The 17,628-nt window shown below is 59.3% G+C and carries 19 protein-coding genes; 8 read left to right on the forward strand and 11 right to left on the reverse strand.

Translation table 11 applies throughout. From position 1 onward, the window contains the following. Positions 1–73: 73 nt before the first annotated feature. The 4 genes from AAFO92_RS14875 to AAFO92_RS14890 form a co-directional block, all read right to left on the reverse strand. Positions 74–280 carry a hypothetical protein gene (locus tag AAFO92_RS14875; protein ID WP_007120662.1) on the reverse strand — a complete coding sequence of 69 codons (207 nt, stop codon included), beginning with the start codon at positions 278–280 and terminating at the stop codon, positions 74–76. A gap of 538 nt (positions 281–818) precedes the next feature. Further along, positions 819–1,748: a DUF2493 domain-containing protein gene (locus AAFO92_RS14880; RefSeq protein WP_347536459.1), complete on the reverse strand. Its 930-nt coding sequence runs from the start codon at positions 1,746–1,748 to the stop codon at positions 819–821. A gap of 597 nt (positions 1,749–2,345) precedes the next feature. Continuing rightward, positions 2,346–2,831 carry a hypothetical protein gene (locus tag AAFO92_RS14885; protein ID WP_074839959.1) on the reverse strand — a complete coding sequence of 162 codons (486 nt, stop codon included), beginning with the start codon at positions 2,829–2,831 and terminating at the stop codon, positions 2,346–2,348. A gap of 7 nt (positions 2,832–2,838) precedes the next feature. Continuing rightward, positions 2,839–3,900, reverse strand: a complete 1,062-nt coding sequence (locus AAFO92_RS14890; RefSeq protein WP_074839957.1) for an XRE family transcriptional regulator — start codon at positions 3,898–3,900, stop codon at positions 2,839–2,841. 181 nt (positions 3,901–4,081) lie between these two features. Between AAFO92_RS14890 and AAFO92_RS14895 the strand changes: the two genes are divergently transcribed. From AAFO92_RS14895 to AAFO92_RS14915, 5 genes are read left to right on the forward strand one after another with little or no spacing between them, the layout of a single operon-like run. Next, positions 4,082–4,987 carry an AAA family ATPase gene (locus tag AAFO92_RS14895; RefSeq protein WP_074839955.1) on the forward strand — a complete coding sequence of 302 codons (906 nt, stop codon included), beginning with the start codon at positions 4,082–4,084 and terminating at the stop codon, positions 4,985–4,987. Further along, positions 4,987–5,457 (forward strand): hypothetical protein, encoded by a 471-nt coding sequence (locus tag AAFO92_RS14900; protein ID WP_106207796.1) that lies wholly within the window; start codon positions 4,987–4,989, stop codon positions 5,455–5,457. Before AAFO92_RS14895 ends, AAFO92_RS14900 begins: the two co-directional genes overlap by 1 nt. Continuing rightward, the gene (locus AAFO92_RS14905) at positions 5,454–5,957 is read left to right on the forward strand and encodes an HORMA domain containing protein (protein ID WP_074839950.1); all 504 of its coding nucleotides are present in this window, start codon (positions 5,454–5,456) and stop codon (positions 5,955–5,957) included. Before AAFO92_RS14900 ends, AAFO92_RS14905 begins: the two co-directional genes overlap by 4 nt. Next, positions 5,954–6,853 (forward strand): CBASS oligonucleotide cyclase, encoded by a 900-nt coding sequence (locus AAFO92_RS14910; RefSeq protein ID WP_074839948.1) that lies wholly within the window; start codon positions 5,954–5,956, stop codon positions 6,851–6,853. Before AAFO92_RS14905 ends, AAFO92_RS14910 begins: the two co-directional genes overlap by 4 nt. A gap of 12 nt (positions 6,854–6,865) precedes the next feature. Next, on the forward strand, positions 6,866–7,588 hold the full coding sequence (locus AAFO92_RS14915) for a DUF6602 domain-containing protein (protein ID WP_074839947.1): 723 nt from the start codon (positions 6,866–6,868) through the stop codon (positions 7,586–7,588). 159 nt (positions 7,589–7,747) lie between these two features. Here AAFO92_RS14915 and AAFO92_RS14920 read toward each other — a convergent pair whose 3' ends face one another. The 7 genes from AAFO92_RS14920 to AAFO92_RS14950 form a co-directional block, all read right to left on the reverse strand. Beyond that, positions 7,748–8,476: a DUF736 family protein gene (locus tag AAFO92_RS14920; protein ID WP_106207802.1), complete on the reverse strand. Its 729-nt coding sequence runs from the start codon at positions 8,474–8,476 to the stop codon at positions 7,748–7,750. Between the two features lie 124 nt (positions 8,477–8,600). Next, positions 8,601–8,903, reverse strand: a complete 303-nt coding sequence (locus tag AAFO92_RS14925) for a hypothetical protein (protein WP_106207804.1) — start codon at positions 8,901–8,903, stop codon at positions 8,601–8,603. Positions 8,904–9,003: 100 nt separating this feature from the next. Continuing rightward, entirely contained in the window at positions 9,004–9,465 is a 462-nt protein-coding gene (locus AAFO92_RS14930) for a hypothetical protein (RefSeq protein ID WP_106207806.1), read from the reverse strand. Between the two features lies 1 nt (position 9,466). Then, positions 9,467–9,853: a DUF6878 family protein gene (locus tag AAFO92_RS14935; protein ID WP_106207807.1), complete on the reverse strand. Its 387-nt coding sequence runs from the start codon at positions 9,851–9,853 to the stop codon at positions 9,467–9,469. Positions 9,854–9,974: 121 nt separating this feature from the next. Further along, positions 9,975–14,237, reverse strand: coding sequence for a strawberry notch-like NTP hydrolase domain-containing protein (locus AAFO92_RS14940; RefSeq protein WP_347536465.1), 4,263 nt, complete (start codon positions 14,235–14,237; stop codon positions 9,975–9,977). Positions 14,238–14,361: 124 nt separating this feature from the next. Next, positions 14,362–14,532, reverse strand: coding sequence for a hypothetical protein (locus AAFO92_RS14945; protein WP_249994553.1), 171 nt, complete (start codon positions 14,530–14,532; stop codon positions 14,362–14,364). Then, complete coding sequence (locus tag AAFO92_RS14950; RefSeq protein ID WP_153218031.1) at positions 14,507–14,653, reverse strand: hypothetical protein; 147 nt, start codon at positions 14,651–14,653, stop codon at positions 14,507–14,509. Before AAFO92_RS14950 ends, AAFO92_RS14945 begins: the two co-directional genes overlap by 26 nt. A 454-nt stretch (positions 14,654–15,107) precedes the next feature. Here AAFO92_RS14950 and AAFO92_RS14955 point away from each other — a divergent pair, with 454 nt between their 5' ends. From AAFO92_RS14955 to AAFO92_RS14965, 3 genes are all read left to right on the forward strand, one after another. Next, entirely contained in the window at positions 15,108–15,380 is a 273-nt protein-coding gene (locus AAFO92_RS14955) for a metal/formaldehyde-sensitive transcriptional repressor (RefSeq protein WP_347536468.1), read from the forward strand. A 29-nt stretch (positions 15,381–15,409) separates the two neighbouring features. Next, a complete protein-coding gene (gene dmeF / locus AAFO92_RS14960) occupies positions 15,410–16,375 on the forward strand; it encodes a CDF family Co(II)/Ni(II) efflux transporter DmeF (protein ID WP_347536470.1) in 966 nt (321 codons plus the stop codon). Between the two features lie 531 nt (positions 16,376–16,906). Next, entirely contained in the window at positions 16,907–17,623 is a 717-nt protein-coding gene (locus AAFO92_RS14965) for a HupE/UreJ family protein (protein ID WP_347536472.1), read from the forward strand. Positions 17,624–17,628: the final 5 nt, after the last annotated feature.

The raw sequence follows: 17,628 nt of genomic DNA on the forward strand, positions 1-17,628 counted from the left end.
GGACCGGCATCCCTGGAACAGGGATCGGGCCGCCCCAAGATCGTCCTGGGGCGGCCCATCCTCGTCAGAGGATTTAGTCCTGGGGATCTTTCGCGCTCGGTGGGAACATCACCAACTCCGAGACCGCGACCGGGAAGTCGAGCTTGAGGCTGAAGAACTCCGAGCCGTCCCCGTTGCGGGTGTTGCGGAACATCGCGCCGACACGTTGGAAGCGGGTGCGCTCCTGGCCATCGGTATCGGTGAACTTGACGGGGACGGTGGCGACGTAGTGGTTGGTCATTTGGGTTACTCCTTGTTGCGATGGGGATCACCCGGCACGGGGGCAAGAGGCCCGGTCGCAAGCGCAAATGCGGAGGGTCCGCGGCTCCGCCGTGGAAGCCGTATTTGTGCTTGCCGGAGCGCAAGCGCAGGGCACGATTGGGCCGACCCCGTGCGATCCACATCTATGAGCAAAAAGGAGTGATCCGGATGACCCTTGCCATCACGTCGACGCCACCATCCGCGTCTTCGTCCCGCCAAGCCTGGCCGGGGTGCTGACGAAGCCCGCCCGCGTGGGTGCGATGTTCCGAAAGACGCCCCGAGGGACGTGCAGGTCTTCAGCCTCAAGTGCGACATCTCGATCTCTCGCGTCTTGTGTTGCTAAGGATGTGCGTGAGGTGCGCACCATCCCGAGCCCATACCGATGCGGATGGACCGCACTCTGACGGACCGGGTAGAGGGATAACGGTACTGGACGCCGCAGACTGCCGATCACGCGTGACCGATCGCACGCACCATGAGACATGACGAAAGGGCCGCCCGAAGGCGACCCTCTCAATTCACGTCTCGGCAGTCTTCTTCGCCGGGTCCGCAACCCGCATGACCGTCAGACCTTTCGCTTCCGCCTTTTGCCCGAGGTTCAATGCGACCCCGTTGCCACCGAAGAGCACAACCCCAGTCGCCGCGAACTTGTCGTCCAGCATTTCGTCGTTGCACTTGAACGGTGCCGCCCGCCCGTGCGCGGACCAGCGCGGATCGAAGCGCGCCTGTGCTATCCCGCGTGCTCGGGCCCAGCGAGCTGCGATCATCTCGGCTCCATGCTTGCCGCCTTTGTGGCAGATGAAGATGTCCTGATTGCGGTTCTGCTTGATGCGGTCGCGAACCTTGTCGAGCGTGTTGAAGATCACATCGACATCGGTCCAGTCGGTGGCGCCTGAGACGATCAAGGGCACCCCCTCGACTTTCGACTTCTCGGCGGTTTCACGGTCGTGCTGCTCCAGCAGTTGCCGCGCCTCGAAGACCGCCCCGGTCTCTTGCGCCCGGACGCTTGCGCGCGACCCGGCTGCCGGGATGAAGGCGTGGCCCGCCTCGATCTCGTAGCATTCCGCCGCCGCCTCGCTCATCACCTCGATGGCGCCGACGATCTCGCGCAGCTGCACAAAGCGCGCCTGCGCCTCTTCGAGCGCGGTCTCGGCGATCTCCGATCCGTCGTGGGATTTTGCCAGCGCGCCGATCTTGTCGGCGGTGCGGTCGACCTCCTTGCCGAGTGCCACCTTGCGCCGCTGCAGGATCGTGGCGAGCCCATGGGCCAGCGGTTCGATTTCGGCTTCGAGCCCGGTCCCGCGCAGCTGCCCGAGCAAAGCCTCGAAGCTTTCGCGGATGATGCGGTCGGTCAGGACGTGATCTTCCGGGATCGGCAGCTGCGCGTCCTTCTCGGTCAGTCCGAAAAGCTCGATGGTCTCGTAGGTGTTTGCGGTGTCGTAAGCCATGTCTGTTCTCCAGTGTTCGGTTGCAAGGCCACCACGTGAGTGTGGGGGCATGGCCGAATGCCTGGTTTCCGAATCTGCCCGGGTCAGGGACGGCGCAGCCGCCGGCTTGCCGGGCGCAAAAGTTTTCCGTGCACAACACCCGAGACACGCGCACCCTCACGGACGGGACTGCCCAATGCCACAAACTCTGCCCTCGCCAAAAAGTTTTGCGATCCTTGACGCGGGCTGATTTGGGGGCCATCCGGAGGATATGCTTCCGCGCTCATGTGTGTGTGTTTTGACGGTAGGTTTGCCCGACCCGAGCAGGCAAACGGCCAGACCGGACGCGGGAGACGGATGAAGCGGCGGGATCGTTTTGGCCTCGGGCCAAAACAGACCAGAGCGCAATCCGGCGGAGCGGCCGGGGAGGGACGTGCTCGCGAGGCGGGCAAACCGGGACGCCAAGCGCAACGCCGCGGTGAGGCCGCATGGCCGAATGCGCGACGGACCGAAGGGCCGTTCTCCCCTGCGACACGCGAAGCCGAGCAGGGGAGGCCGCAAGGCTAAAGCGAAGAAGAGCTTCGCAACATTTTCCTTCCAGCAAGCTGAATAAACAAGCTAGTATCTCGCAAGGCGCCTATTGATTTCCCTAATGGGAAGTCTGCATCTCGGGTGATCACGAACCGCCTCGAGGCCCGACTTGAGGAGGACGGTCGAACAAACCTCGTGACGTTCCATTTCATCGAAGACCCACAGGACGCCGTGCATCGCGATTTCTTGGCGCTCCGCCTCAACCCTGAGTGCTCCGTCTCCGGTAAGGAGAACCCAACCCCTCTCAGCCGCGAGGCAAAATGCAAAGACATCTGGCGTCGATAGCATAGCTTTCGCCCGCTTAAGCTCAGTCGCGCGTGCAGTTTCTTCCGGCGTGAGCTCTTCCACTCTTAGTCCCAGATCGATCAGATCAGGGCCCATCCAGTCGAGAAGTTCCGCTTCATAAAGAATATCTGGAACAACAAAATCATAGGGGAGGTCAAAGAGCCTCGCTGTCAGCGAGGCTCTCTCGATGTCGATCAGGACGGAGGTATCAGAAACAAGAACTTGCACACAGCGACTATGCCATGTGGTCCAAACGTTCTTCCAGTTCTTTTACTCGTATTTCGAGAAGCTCAGCCGCACGAGACAACCCAATCAACCCCTCGGAGAGGGCACGAAAACACAACCTTTGAAAGCGGTCCGGTTCTTCTCGGTCCCAAGGAATGGAATTCGGCTCCTCGAACGGCTCATCCCGCCAACCTCGTTGCTTATAGACCTTGAAAAGGCGCGCAAATGTTGCCTGGTTGATGATCTCCAAATCCTTGCATCGATACGTCAGCGCTTGAATGCTGACGCCAAACCGATCCTTCAGACTAATGAGCTCACCAATGCTTATGTCCGTTCTGCGGGCACCAATCTCCTGCCGTAGCACTTCTGCCGGAACGAGGAACGCACCAGCAAATCGATTTGCGGCGCGTTCTGAATCGCACCCTTCGGCGACCTTAAGAACCATGTGGCCCAGTTCGTGAGCTAAACTGAAGCGCTTCCGTTCAGACCAGGTCTTCTTCTTGATCATGATCACCCGCGCGGAGTGATGCTCTTTTCGACGGACTTTGGCCGCAAGGCCATCGATACGATCAACGTCCAGAGACAACACCTTGATCCCGTGCTCCTCGAGGAGTTCGGCAAGCATTGGAATCGGGTCATGACCAAGCTGCCAAGAGGCACGCATGTTTCGAGCCGCGTCCTCTGCATCACGAACATCGGTCACCCAGTAGGGCGCTTCGTGCGGGGCATCCCACTCCTGGCTCGAAAGATTCAGCAAGCTTTCGACAGCCAGGTACTTTTCAACCATATTGAGCGTCTTGGCTTCGATCGTCGCGATCTCCTTGGCCGACGAGCTGGCTGACTTGCGAAACTCTACGCCCTCCAACTCAAGCTCGTCATCGCTCAGTAGGAAATCCACAGAGACCTCGAGTGCTCGGGCAAGACTCAGCAGCACGCCCGATCCGGGCATGTCTTCATTGCGCTCGTACTTGCCTATGGCTTGAGCGGACACCTTGTTATCCATGGCATCGGAAAGTGCACGGAGCGAAAGGCCAGATGCCGCCCGGGCTCCTTTGAGTCTCTTGCCAATCATAGCGTCCTCCCAGTGGGTGGTTTACATTTCACCCATATGATTGATATTTTGTAAACTACAACGCTTGAAAGCGCGGCTTTTTGTCCCTATTCTGTAACACGAGGCCAAACGGAAGGCAAATTTGTAAACCGCCCAATCGCCCCAAGAGGCGCTAGAGAGGCAAAGAAGCGAGGAAGCAGTCATGAACGCGCCATTTGCGGGCGACTTGCCAAAAGGAATTCAGAAGATCACGGCGCTGCCGGACCCCGGCCTGGCAGAACTTTGGGACTCAATCATCGTCGAAGCCGAGATGAAGGAGCACCTGCTCTCTCAGGCGGTTCTGAATTTCACTATGCGACCAAAGATGAGCCGAGCCGTGTTGCCGCTCCATGGCGTTATCCTCTTAGTTGGCGCGCCAGGGACAGGCAAAACGTCACTTGCAAGAGGCTTGGCCAACCGGACAGCAGCGGCTTTCAAGGGAGGCAACTTCCAACTGGTCGAGGTTGAAGCGCATGGCCTGACGAGTTCCGCAATGGGGAAAACGCAGCGGGCGGTTTCCGACCTCTTCGCGCAGACCCTTTCAGAGCTTGCCAATGCAGGCCCAACGATTGTGCTGCTAGATGAGGTGGAAACACTTGCGGTCGACCGGTCCAGGCTCAGTCTCGATGCCAACCCAGTCGACATTCATCGAGCCACGGACGCCGTTCTGGTTCAGCTTGACCTGCTGGCAGAATCCCACAAAAACCTGCTGTTTGTGGCGACCAGTAACTACCCGGAAGCGGTGGACGATGCCTTCGTTTCCCGATGCGATCTGGTTCTTGAAGTCCCCCTTCCTGCAAAGGAAGCCTGCAAGACCATTTTGCGGGAATGTCTGTTGGGGCTAGGCAGCACGTATCCTGAGGTAGAAGAGCTTACCAGAGACCGTAGCTTCGATACCTGTGCCGGCGAATTCGTCGGCCTTGACGGAAGGGCGATCCGAAAAACCGTTGCAAACGCGCTCGCCTCGAACACTCAGGTGGCCCTGAATCCTGGTTCGTTAACACTGTCGCAGTTGGCAGCAGCCGCGAAATCAGCCCAAACCAACAAAAAAGCAAATCGGGGGAAGTGATGCCGACCGTAACCCGCCGAACATTCCGGAGCTCTCCGCATCGCGACGCCTTCGCGACATGGGCCGCCATCAGCGCCTTGCTCACCCGGACAAATACCGGAGCGCAGCAAGAACTCGGCAGTGTCGCTGGTATTGCAAGCAGCATAATTGCGGACAAAGCCTGCGAAAACTCGCCAATCATTGTCAGCTGTGAGGGACCGCAGACGCGCATTTACTGTCTATACGATGACGATGCGATCGATGGGTCGGACGTGAACGAAGACGTTCTCGGGTTTGACCCGTTAAAAGGTGATTGGTCGATTTCGCTGCCCTGTGAGCCCGATGACCTCGGTTGGGTTCAATCGAGTTTGAAACAGAAAAGTGAGCGCATCACAGCCCGCGACAAAAACGAAACCAAAAAGCAAGATACCGCCAACAATTCGCAGGGTGCTACGCTCGAAATTGATCTTGAGGGGTTGTTGAAACCATGACATCGGTCATCACATATTCCCGCACCCAGTCTGTCACCTATGTGGCTGATAACATCCTCAAGAGCCTCAAAGACATTATCCGTCTGAGTGGCATGGACCCGACGAATTTCGTGAATGACACGGAAATCAACATGCGCGGCATTAAGGTATGGTTGGAGAGCGAAGACCTCGAGAAGATCACACTGGAGATATACGATCCGGCATCCAATAATTTGATCCTGCGTTGGGACATTGACGTGGCCTACAGTTGGTCTGCTGGAGATGGAAACTTCTGGACGGACACCGATCAACTCCGTTGGGCAATTCGCAAAGCGGGCGTGGCACCGGCAAGCGCCAAGTATGACCTCCTTCTACGTACAAAGCCTGGACGACCTGATGTCCCTGGTTGGTACCGAACCACTGCTCGCTCTACGGACGGTATGGTTCGTCAAAGCCTTGGCTCCACCATCGAACACAATGGTCTGGGAGCGACTGCATCGTATTGGAGGCAGGCATCATGATTTCACTCCCGGACGCATTCAAGAAGTTCAAAAGCCGACTGGAGTTGAACGAGAGTGAGCGGCAGAACGCATCCAAGCGGCAGAAGGAAGTTCGCGAGCACCTGGATAAAGCCTTTCAGATCGACCGTAGCTTTTTGACTGGAAGCTATGCCCGCTGGACCAAGTCCAAACCACTCAAGGATGTCGATATCTTCTTCGTTCTTGGAAAGGACGAGGACCACTATCGAGACAAACACCCTGACAAGATACTGACCGCGTTCTACGATAAGTTGGTTGACGTTTATGGAAGCAGCGCCGTCAAGAAACAGGGACGCTCCGTAGGTGTAGATTTCGGTGTTGTTGTCGATTCAGACGACAACACAGACTACCGGGTTGTAAGCGTGGATGCCGTGCCCGCATTCGCAAACGGAGACGACTACGAGATCCCCAACAACACAACCGGGAAGTGGATGGGAACAAATCCCGAAATCCATGCACAGAAGGCTGTTGCGGCCCACCAAGCCTATGGCAATGAGTGGAAAGGCCTAGTGCGCATGGTGAAGTACTGGAACCAAAACGTCCGCCATGGAGAAAAACCTATCAAGCCATCCTTTCTGATCGAGGTCATGGCGATGGAGTGTCTACATGGCGGGTGGGGCGGCTCACACGATCGCGAAATCCAAGCATTCTTCGCTACGTTGCGCGACCGAATTCACGAGGATTGGCCAGATCCGGCCGGGCTCGGGTCTTCTGTCAGCGATCGAATGGACGCGGCGATGGTAACACGCGCCCAGACAATTCTGGATCAAGCGAACCGCGACATCGCTGCCGCAATCCACTTGGCGCGCCAGGGCAAGAACGGGGACGCTCTGAAAGCGTGGCGCTCTTTCTTCGGGCCAAAATTCCCGCTGTCTTAGAAGGAAAAACCAATGGCTGAGTGGTCTCTATCACTGCTTCTATCGTCGTTGCACGAGGATATTCAGCATCGGCTGTCGACAGCGCGGAAGTCCTTCAAGCATCCGGGTACAAAAGGCGATGCAAGCGAAGCCATTTGGATTGATTTGCTCGCCCAGTACCTGCCCGAAAGATATCAGGTTGCGAGCGCGCACGTCGTCGATAGCACTGGGAATTTCAGCGACCAGATTGATGCTGTCGTTTTTGACCGCCAGTACTCGCCTTTTATTTTCACGTACGAGAAGCAACTCATTGTCCCGGCTGAGAGTGTTTATGCCGTTTTCGAGGCCAAGCAGACGGCAGACGCAAATCTTGTCAAATATGCTCAAGACAAGGTCGCATCAGTCAGAAGCTTGCATCGGACCAGTCTACCGATCCCACACGCTGGTGGGGTCTATCCACCAAAACAACTCATTCCTATTATTGGTGGTCTTCTGACCTTCGAGAGCGAGTGGAAGCCTCCTTTGGGAGCATCTTTCGAGAAGGTACTCAACGAAGGCGCTGGCGATAGACGGTTGGACATCGGGTGTGTAGCGTCCCACGGGCATTTCCTTTTCGACCAAGAGGGCGAATATGACCTTGTCGAGGGGTCGAAACCGGCAACAGCCTTCTTGTTTGCGCTGATCTCACGCCTCCAGTTCAGCGGCACCGTACCAATGATTGATATCGATGCCTATGGAGATTGGCTGACCAAATAGTAGCCGTAGAGTTAATATTTATTTTGGCATGCCTTCCAACGCCACAAAAACCCTGCCTAACGGGTAGAGCAATCATATACCCAAACAAACACGCCAAAAGGGGAACCGTGATCCCACGGTTCCCCTTTGTGTTCAGATCGTCCTCCCCTCGCGCGCCAATTAGGCGACCAGCGAGAGCCCCGCGCCGGCGTCCTGCGGCTGATCACCGCTGTCGATGAACGGGATGATCGAGAAGGTCTGCCCGCCGCGCTGTTCTTCGTTCTGCACGGCGTTGACGCGCAGGTCGCCATCGGGCGTGTTGATCAGCAGCGACAGGTAGTCATTGCCCGTGCGGCTGCTTTTCGCCATCCACGCCGAACCGACGCGGATCGGCGTGCCCCGGGGCGAGCTGACCTCGATCCGGTAATCCGGGTGGGTCTCCTCGGATTTGTAGCTGTTCTCGATCAACATGAACTCCAGATCGAACATCATGTTGGCGATATAACCGGTGAAGGCGTTGTCAGCGTCCATGGCGGTCAGCTCACCCGAGATCGAGCCGGATTTCATCAGGCCGTTCGAGACCAGCGGGATGATCTCGAATTCGCCGCTTTGGGTCGCGCGCGCTTCTTTCGTCTGCACCGCGTTGACCCGGAAGGGGCCCAAGCCGACATCGATCTGCATCGAGATGTAGGGGTTGCCGCTGGTATTGCCGGTCTCGTTCCAGGCCGTGCCGATGCGCACCTTGCGGCCTGATTTGTTGACTGCCGTCACGTCAAAATCCGGGCTGCGTTCGGACATCTTGGCCCGCGCCTCCAACTGGATGGCGATGTCAAAGCGCGTCGAGTGGATCATGCCGGTGTACTGAGCGGCTGCGGTCTCGACATTGCGGGTGAGGGTTCCTGCGAACATGGGATGGTTCCTTTTGGATTAGCCGGTGCCTGACGTTCTTGCCAACGCATCCGGGATTGCTTTCTCGACCCCTCTTGGGATCACAAATCAGAAAGCTCGCTTTCCTTTCAGCCCTGCCCACGGGTCAGAGCTGCCGTCCGAGTGGGAATGCCCCCGCGCCTCCGGGTGCCACGCACCTCCCCTGCCCGTCTGGTCTTGATTGGCTGCCCGGATTTTCCGCGCAGTCCTCCGATCGCGCGATGAAGAACTCCGCCTCTTTTCCGTTCAACCCGTGCCCGCCCCGGTCGGTCAGACCGATGCAGCTACCGTTCGGCACATAGGTGATGAGGTACTGACCAAGCCGGTCCTTGTGGACAACGTAGCCGGTATTGGCCCAATGCACGGTCTGGCCGGCATCGACGGCGGCCTTGATTTCATCGAGTGTCATGCGAACCTCCTTACGAAGAATGGTGGGGAAACGACGCAAGAAACCCGGTCGTCCAACCGGGCTTCCATGCAGCATTTGTTCGGCAAACGGCCGAGTGCTGTCAGGCACCTTGCGTGGCTTGCGTCGCGTGCGCCGCCATCCAATCCTTCAGGCCAAGAACCGTTCTTCCGGCGGCGACCTCGGAGGCCCAGGCAACCCTTGGGTCGCCGGAGGGCTCGGAGCCGACATGCCGGTTGATATGGCCATTGGCCATCCATGGCTCGGGTTGAATCCGTCGCAGCCAGTCCGCCATGCTCGGGATGCGGCCCTGACAGTCTTCGCGGACATGCTGCTCGCCGATCCAGCGCACGGGAATGTCCCGACCTGCGCTATTGGTCAGGGTCAAGCCGAAGACACGTTCGGCCTCAAAAAGGCCTTGAGCGTGGTGGCGCATGGCTCGGTGCGTGAAGAGCGCGAGATGCTCTTTCGAGGCGTCAAACCAATCGTGCACAGACTGATAGTCAGATGGCACCCCGCCGAATTTCCGGGCAGAGCTTTCGGCATGATGAAGCGGATGCGCCATATCAAAGCCCCTCGTCATAGCTGTGCGCGCATTCGACATAGCGGTCCGCGTGATCTAGCGTGATGCTGTCGGCTGCGATGTCCCAGGTCAGCGTGCCATAGCCGCCCTCATTGTTCTCGAACCCCGGGTGATGGTGATAGGCGAGCGACCAGGCAAAATCGCCAACTTCTGTGACAAGCGCCTCCGGCAGTTTGACCTCCGCAGGCTGCACAGTCACATTCTCAACATTGCCGGAGTCGCCATAACCTTCGTATTCGGCAGTGACCTCGCTGATGCCAAGCGCGCGCAATTGCGCGATCAGCTCCGCTCGGGATGCCTTCAAGGTGGTTTCGCGCTCTGCACGCCACTGAGCCGCCAGTGCGGCATAATCGATCTGGGGATTGGTCATGGGCCTGTCCTCTTGTCTGGAGTTGGGGGGCCGGGCTTGGCATTGGTCTGCCAGCGCCCGGAAAGCGCAGACCGGTCAAATCCCGATCCACGCCGCCCGACCCAAAGCCCTCTTTCACTTTTCAGGCGGCTTGTTCTGCAGCTCTAGCGGCTCCCTGCCCAACGATCCGGGCCAGAATGCTTCCCGCGTCGATCCCGTCCCCATGCGGCAGGAACACCCGCAACTGGAAGGCGATGATCTCGGTGAAGCAGCCGAGGGCCTTGAGGCCGTCGATCATGCCCTTGTCGGCGCCGCCCAACTCAAGGCGCATCTCGCCTGCGACCCGGCGACGGGTCAGGGTCAGACCCCGGCCCAGATCGACCGGCGCCGTGGTGCCAAGGGCAACGTTCAAAATCTCCTGCGGTGTTTGCGGATTGGAGACGAGGAAGCGGGCGCGCAGCGCGGCCGCCCCTTCTTCGCTCAGCGTGCGCCCGATCATGGCGGTCGCCCCATCGGGCGTGACCCTGTAGATGCGTTCATTCGTGGTCGGAATATCCTTCCAGATCGGCAGCAGCAGCCCGGTCAGCAGGTAGAGCTTGGTCGTGGTGGTTTTTGGCAGGGACGCAGCCTCGGCATCCCAAATTCCTGCAAACTCGGGCCTTCCGATGTCTTCCCAGGCCGAGGACTCGAAGCGCGTCTCTTCGAGGTAGCTGGAGCCATTGGGCCGCACCGCCTTGCGCATCAGCGTGACAATGTCCTCGTCATACATCTGCATGGGGCGCGCCGAGATGAGCGCCGCGCGGCCGGAGGCGCGATTAACCATCGGCAGCTTATCCGGATTGCGCGATATGGCCTCTTCGGCCCCAAGAACGTGGACCGGGTCGGTGACCTCCAGCCCGATGATCCGCGTCACGGCGCCGGATTTCGGGCAGGTCCAGAGATCCTCGGTGGAGACCTGCTCGATCTTTTCGCCGCGCAGGGTTTCGACGCCGAGATCGAGCGTGCCCGCCGCCCGCGCGCGTTCGGTCTGATCAGCGATCCGGCGCATGAACTCGCCAAAGAGCGCGTTCTGCATGTGGATGGGAAGGGCAAGCACCCGATTCAGAAACCGCTGGATCGGGGGAAGCTCCTCGAGAAGCACCCCGTCCTTGTCGATCAGCCGCAGGGCTGTCCAGTCGGTGAAACTCTCGTAGCTCATCGCCTCGGCGCGCCCGGCGGCAAGATCGGCGAAATACCCGCGCAGCGCCGCCCGCGCGATCGGGCTTTCGAGATTGTCCTCCTCCCGGAACATGCCCTGCGAGCCGGTTTCGCGCTGGCCCTTGGTCAGGGCCCCCAGCTGGTCGAGGCGCTTGGCAATCGTCGAGGTGAAGCGCTTCTCGCCATGCACGTCCGAAGTGCAGACCCGAAAGAACGGTGCGCTGACCTGGGCCGAGCGATGCGTGCGGCCCAGCCCCTGGATGGCCGCATCGGCGCGCCAACCGGGCTCCAGCAGGTAGTGCCGCCGCCGTTTCTGGTTCTTCGCGGTTTGCGCCGCATGGTAGGATCGGCCCGTGCCGCCTGCATCGGAGAAGATCAGGATATTCTTCTCACCATCCATGAAGGCTTGGGTCTCGGAGGAATTGCTGCTGGGGCTGCGCTTTTCGATGAAGAGATGACCATCCGCGGCCTTGAGGGGCCGGATGGACCGCCCCGTGACCTCGGCGACAGCCTCGTCGCCAAAGGCCCAGAGGATCTGATCGAGCGCCGAGGGGATCGGAGCGAGCGTCATCAACTCCATCATGGCCGCATCGCGCAGGGCGAGCGCCTCCCGCGAGACCACCAGCGCACCGGTCTCGTCCCTGAGCGGCTCGGCCACCATGTTGCCGTCGATTTCCACGAGCTTTTGCGCATGGGTCGGGAAGGCCTGTTCGAGGTAGCCCAGAACATAGTCGCGCGGCGTCAGCGCACCCTCTACCAGCTCGTCCTCGGGCTCCATCGCTTCAAGCCGACGCTTCAACAGGCTCTCACCCGTCGAGACCACCTGGATGATGCAGGCGTTGCCCGCCGCGAGGTCATCCTCGATGGCGCCGATGATGGTCGGGGCTTTCATGCCCATCAGGAGATGGTTGAAGAAGCGCTGCTTGGTGCTTTCAAACCGGGACTTGGCCGAGGCGCGTGCGGCCGAGGCATTGGTCTCCCCCGAGGCATCGTTGACACCGGTTGCCGTCAGTGCCGCCTCGAGATTGTGGTGAATCGTCCGAAATGCGCCCGCATAGGCGTCGTAGATCTCGATCTGCGCCGGGGTCAGCGCGTGTTCTAGAACATCATATTCCACCCCATCGAAGCTGAGGGCACGGGCCGTGTAGAGGCCGAGCGTCTTGAGATCGCGCGCGACCACCTCCATGGCGGCGACACCGCCGGCTTCCATCGCAGAAACGAAGCTCTCGCGGCTTGGGAAGGGGTATTCGGGACCCTGCCCCCAGAGCCCCAGCCGCGCGGCATAGGCGAGGTTGTGCACGCTCGTGGCACCCGTGGCCGAGATGTAAAAGACGCGAGCCCGGGGTGCCGCCAGTTGCAGCCGCAGGCCAGCAAGGCCCTGCTGGGAGGGTTTGCCCCCCCTGCCCTGCTCGGACCCGGCCGCGTTCTGCATGGCATGGGCTTCGTCGAAAGCCAGAACACCATCGAACCCCGCGCCCATCCAGTCGAGGACCTGGCTCAGCCGCGAGGTGCCGCATTTGCCCGCCGAACGCAGCGTGGCGTAGGTGACGAATAGGATGCCGTCGCCCATGGGGATGGGCTGATCCGGTTTCCATTTCGAGAGCGGCTGGATGTCGGCGGGCGAGCCACCGAGATCAGTCCAGTCGCGGATCGCGTCCTCGATAAGCGTGGCGGATTTGGAGACCCAGACGGCCTTACGGCGTCCGGCGAGCCATCCCGCGAGGATCAGCCCCGCACATTCGCGCCCCTTGCCGCACCCGGTGCCGTCGCCGAGGAAATAGCCGAGGCGATAGGCCCGTGCATCCGGGTTATCATCGGCGCGCGTCAGCTTGGTCTGGTCGTCGTCGATGGTGAATCGTCCTGGCAGGTCGCGCCCATGGGCATCATGTGCCATGATGATGGTCTCAAGCTGTGCCTCGGAGAGATGCCCATCCTCGATCAGCCTGGCAGGCAGGCGCAATTCTGAACTGGCCGCGCCAGAGGGCATGGGCGGCGCGACAGAGGCCATGGCGATACTTTCGACAAGCGGCGTTGGATGCTCCTGCGCACCCGGGATCTCGATCCGCTGCGGACGGTAGCGCGCATAGATGTCCGAGACGGGCGTGTTGTCGCGCGGAGCCTCAAGACTTGTGAAGCTTAGCGGGATGGCAGCATTGGCGCGGGGTTTGGAGGCGGCGACTGTGGCAACTGGGCGCTTGCGCGTGACAGGTACTGGACCGACCGATCGCGCATGAGGGTTTGTCGCCGCCCGTTGGGCGGGGCGCTTCTCAGGCCGGCTTGCGGCCACGGCGTCGACAAAGGGAAGGGCTTCCTCCAGATCCTGAACCCTGGCGCGGATCATCTCGCCGTCGTCCTGCACCTTGTTGAAGACCATGAGCTGGGTTTCGACAGAGGTGCCGAGCTTGCGGTAGACCTGCCCCGGCATCGTCAACGCCAGTCGCGGCGTCAGGAGGCCGCAGGCGCGGGACCAATGCGCGGCATCGCGTTCGGGTGTGAATCCCGGCGGCATGATCGCCACCAGCCGCCCGCCGGGTGCCAGACGCTTTGCAGCCGCAATGAGATGCTTGGCGGCGATGTGCTTGTCCCGGGAGCGGTCGACCGAGGAGGCGAAGGGCGGATTCATCACCACGACGTCGGGTAGAACCGGCGTCTGCAGCAGATCATCGATATGCTCGCCGTCATGGCCTGTGACCTCGCCGCCGAAAACCGCGCGCAGGAGGCGCTGGCGAAAGGGGTCGATCTCGTTGAGCAGAAGCGTGGCACCGGCCCGGGCGGCGAAAGCAGCCAGGGCACCGGTGCCAGCCGAGGGCTCCAGCACGGTCTCGCCCTTGCGGATCGCTGCGGCCCGCACCGCCATGGTCGCGAATGCCAGCGGTGTGGAAAACTGCTGCAGCCGGATCTGCTGCTCGGAGCGGCGGGTTTCCGTCAGGAGCCGTGAGGCAAGCAGCCTTGCCGCGGCGATGTCACCTGCCGCGCCGTCGCCGCGCAGCAGCATTTGGACGGCAGCGGCCTGCATCAGGTCATAGGCCATGCGCCAGTCCCAGGCACCCCCGGCATCGCTGCCATGAAACGTCTCGCGCATGATGCGCGCCAGCGCTGAACTGCGCAGGGGTTGGTGGTGGATCTCTGTGCCGATAAGCGCTAGCGCAGAGGCGAGATCGGCTTCGGAGATTGCGAGAGCCGGGTTGGCCGTTCTGGGTTTGGACATGGGGATTTTCCTTTGGATCAGGGTCTGAGTTCCAAAGGACAAAAAGCCCGCTCTACACTTTTTGGGGTTTCCGCCGAAAGCTATGACGGAGGTTGGGCAACGAGAGTGAGTGCAGAATTTCAGATCACGAGCGCGACCCGCCCTTGTCGGAATCAAAGGCTAAGTCACGCAGCCGATCGGCAAACAATTTTTTGACAGAAGAAGCGGCGGCAACCCACCAAAACACCCCGAAACGCACGAAGGTACCAGGTAAGAACAGAACGCACTGTTCAAGACTGTTGGCGGCGCTTCTCATCAATCACCGCCTGCACAAGGTTCATCACGTTGGAATGCGGTGTCGCGGCCTGCTGGTCATTCAGTGCCTCCTTCACCTTGGACCGAAACCAGGCATCATGGGACGTCATCTCACCGGTCACGGCGATGGTCCTCGAGGCGCCTATCCAGAAGCTCGCCTAGGTCTCTCGGCATAGCTGCAACGCTCAGAGCGACCCGAGATCGGCGGTAGGGAGAATGGACCTTGGACAGATTGACTTTGTCGCAAGCCTGTTTGCGGTCTGAAGGCTGTTTCAACTCGGATTCCCCGTTCACGCGATGATCGAACGTTACAGCAAAACTTCCCGGACGATAAGACTCTTGAGATCTCTACATTATGGGGATGACCAAAACATCTGCGCACAGACGCCCCTTCACACCATTGCCGACGTTGGGGCGGGATGCCGCGAAGGTCTCAAACGAGCCCTCTTTGACCGATGCTGCAAGACGCACGAATGCCCGCTTTCGGGGATTTCGACTTAGTCCATAGCACACTGCTGACACTTGCCTGTCACAAAGTTTATAATATACTCCCCTATACTATACTTGGAGGGATAGATGGCCCATCTCAGTCATGACAATTCAAAGCTGATCGCGCGCTTGCGGCGGATCAAAGGACAAGTCGAGGGCGTTGAACGCGCCTTGGAGGCAGACGCCGACTGTACAGAAGTGTTGCGGCAAATCGCGTCCATTCGTGGAGCCATGACTGGGTTGACAAACGAAATCTTCGAAGAGCATCTCCGCAATCACATTGTCGGGGCGACTGATGACATGGCGCGCGAAAAGGGTGCGGAAGAAATGATCCAGATTCTTAAGTCGTATCTCAAATGACGGGCGAGACTGTACAGCAAGGCCAAGAGATGAGCCAGGAGACCGCCACCTCGCTTGAACATGAGCATGTCTTCTTGGGTGCTGAACAAGAGCGGAACGAGCGAAGGGTGTGGCTGGTCATTACATTGACGGCCACAATGATGGTTGTGGAGATCACAGCCGGGCATTGGTTTGGCTCGATGGCGCTGATTGCCGATGGGTGGCACATGTCCACGCACGCCGCTGCAATGCTGATCGCTGTGTTGGCCTATCGGTATGCACGTAAGAACGCGAGCAATCGTGCATTCACGTTCGGCACCGGGAAAGTCGGTGATCTTGCCGGATTTGCCAGTGCCGTGATCTTGGCGCTGATCGCGCTTTTGATTGGTTGGGAGAGTTTCCAACGGCTTATGAAACCCGTGCCGATCAGTTTTAACCAAGCCATCTTGGTTGCGGTGATCGGGTTGCTCGTGAACTTGCTGAGTGCATGGTTGCTGCGTGACGATCATCATCACCACCATCATGGCCATAGCCATGGGCACCATCACCACGACGATGAACACAAGCATCACCATGGGCATGGTCAGGATAACAACCTTCGAGCCGCGTACCTGCACGTCTTGGCGGATGCCCTGACATCAGTTTTGGCCATTGTCGCCCTGCTTCTGGGCCGTGCCTACGGTTGGTTCTGGGCAGACCCTGTGATGGGGATTGTCGGCGCGATTGTGATTTCTCGGTGGTCTTGGAGTCTCATGAAAGACGCAGGCGGAGTCTTGCTGGATCGCGTCCCTCAAGATGGGAACATCGAAGCAAAAGTGCGTAAGGAAATCGAGACGGGCACGGACAAGATTACAGACCTGCACATCTGGCAGATCGGCCCCGGCCACTATTCGGTCATTGCTTCGATTGCTTCTGAGACTCCCAGAGAGGTGTCGGAGTATAAAACTGTACTCAACAGCATCGATGACGTCTCGCACACCACCGTTGAGGTGCATCCGGTTAGCCGAGCCACGTGATGCGGCATCTGCTCCGGTCGGCGTCAGAATGACCACCTACTACCATCACCTTGCTCGTTTGCCCTCCCGGCGGTACTTTGCAGAAAATGTGGTATTCAGCCGCAGAGAGCAGTAAGCCCATGAGACGCGCACAGACCATTGGAAGGACACTATCCGCAGCGATGACCTGCCTAGCGCTTGTCATCTGGTCCGTTTCGCCATCCTTCACCCATGCGCCGATTGTGTTTGAGACCATTCAAGATCATTTGGAAATCGTTGAGGATCATGGTCATTCTCATGGGTTTGAGGAAGACCTCCAATGGGCGATGCATGGTCATAGCCACGACGTGGCAGACCATGACCACAGCCAAGCCTTCCTTTCGGCAGGCCAACGCAGTGACCCTGTGGCAGAGTTCAGCGAGGTCTTGCTGAGCATGGGGTCAAGCAGCGGCCCCTCGCGCTACTTCCGAATAGACCGACCTCCGCGTGCATGATCGAAGCGGCATTTGCCGCTCAGCAACGATCATTCCTATCTTACAGCGGAGTTATTCCATGAACATCCTCACTGAGGGTGTGAGACGCATACCGATGCGTTTCGCGCTCCTCGTTCTATCGGCGCTCGCTCTATCAGCGAGCGCAGCCCTGGCCCATGACGTCACCCCCGGTGATGCAGGCTACATACAAGAGATTTGGGGAGTGCATATCATTCCCTTCATCTACCTCGGCGCCAAACACATGATCACGGGGTACGACCACATCCTGTTCCTCTTGGGCGTCGTATTCTTCCTCTACCACATGAAGGACGTGGCGATTTACGTCAGCCTCTTTGCAATCGGTCACTCGGTCACGATGCTTTTGGGCGTGTGGTTCGGCTGGGGCATCAATGCCTACATCATCGACGCGATCATCGGTCTGTCGGTGGTTTACAAGGCGCTCGATAACCTTGGGGCGTTTCAAAAATGGTTCGGGTTCCAGCCCAATACCAAAGCCGCGACGTTGATCTTCGGCCTGTTCCACGGCACCGGACTTGCCACTAAGATCATCGAATATGAGATTGCGAAAGACGGCCTCTTGGCCAACCTTCTCGCGTTCAATGTCGGTGTTGAGGTCGGCCAACTTCTGGCGCTCTTCGTCATCCTGATTGTTATGGGATACTGGCGGCGCAGCGCAAACTTCATGGCTCAGGCCACCTATGCCAACTGGATCATGGTCCTTCTCGGTATCATGCTGACCTATGTTCAGGTCGCAGGGTACTTGGCCAGCACATAAAGGAA

Source organism: Roseovarius sp. CAU 1744 (genome assembly GCF_039839345.1).
In the GTDB taxonomy this organism is placed as follows: Bacteria; Pseudomonadota; Alphaproteobacteria; order Rhodobacterales; family Rhodobacteraceae; genus Roseovarius.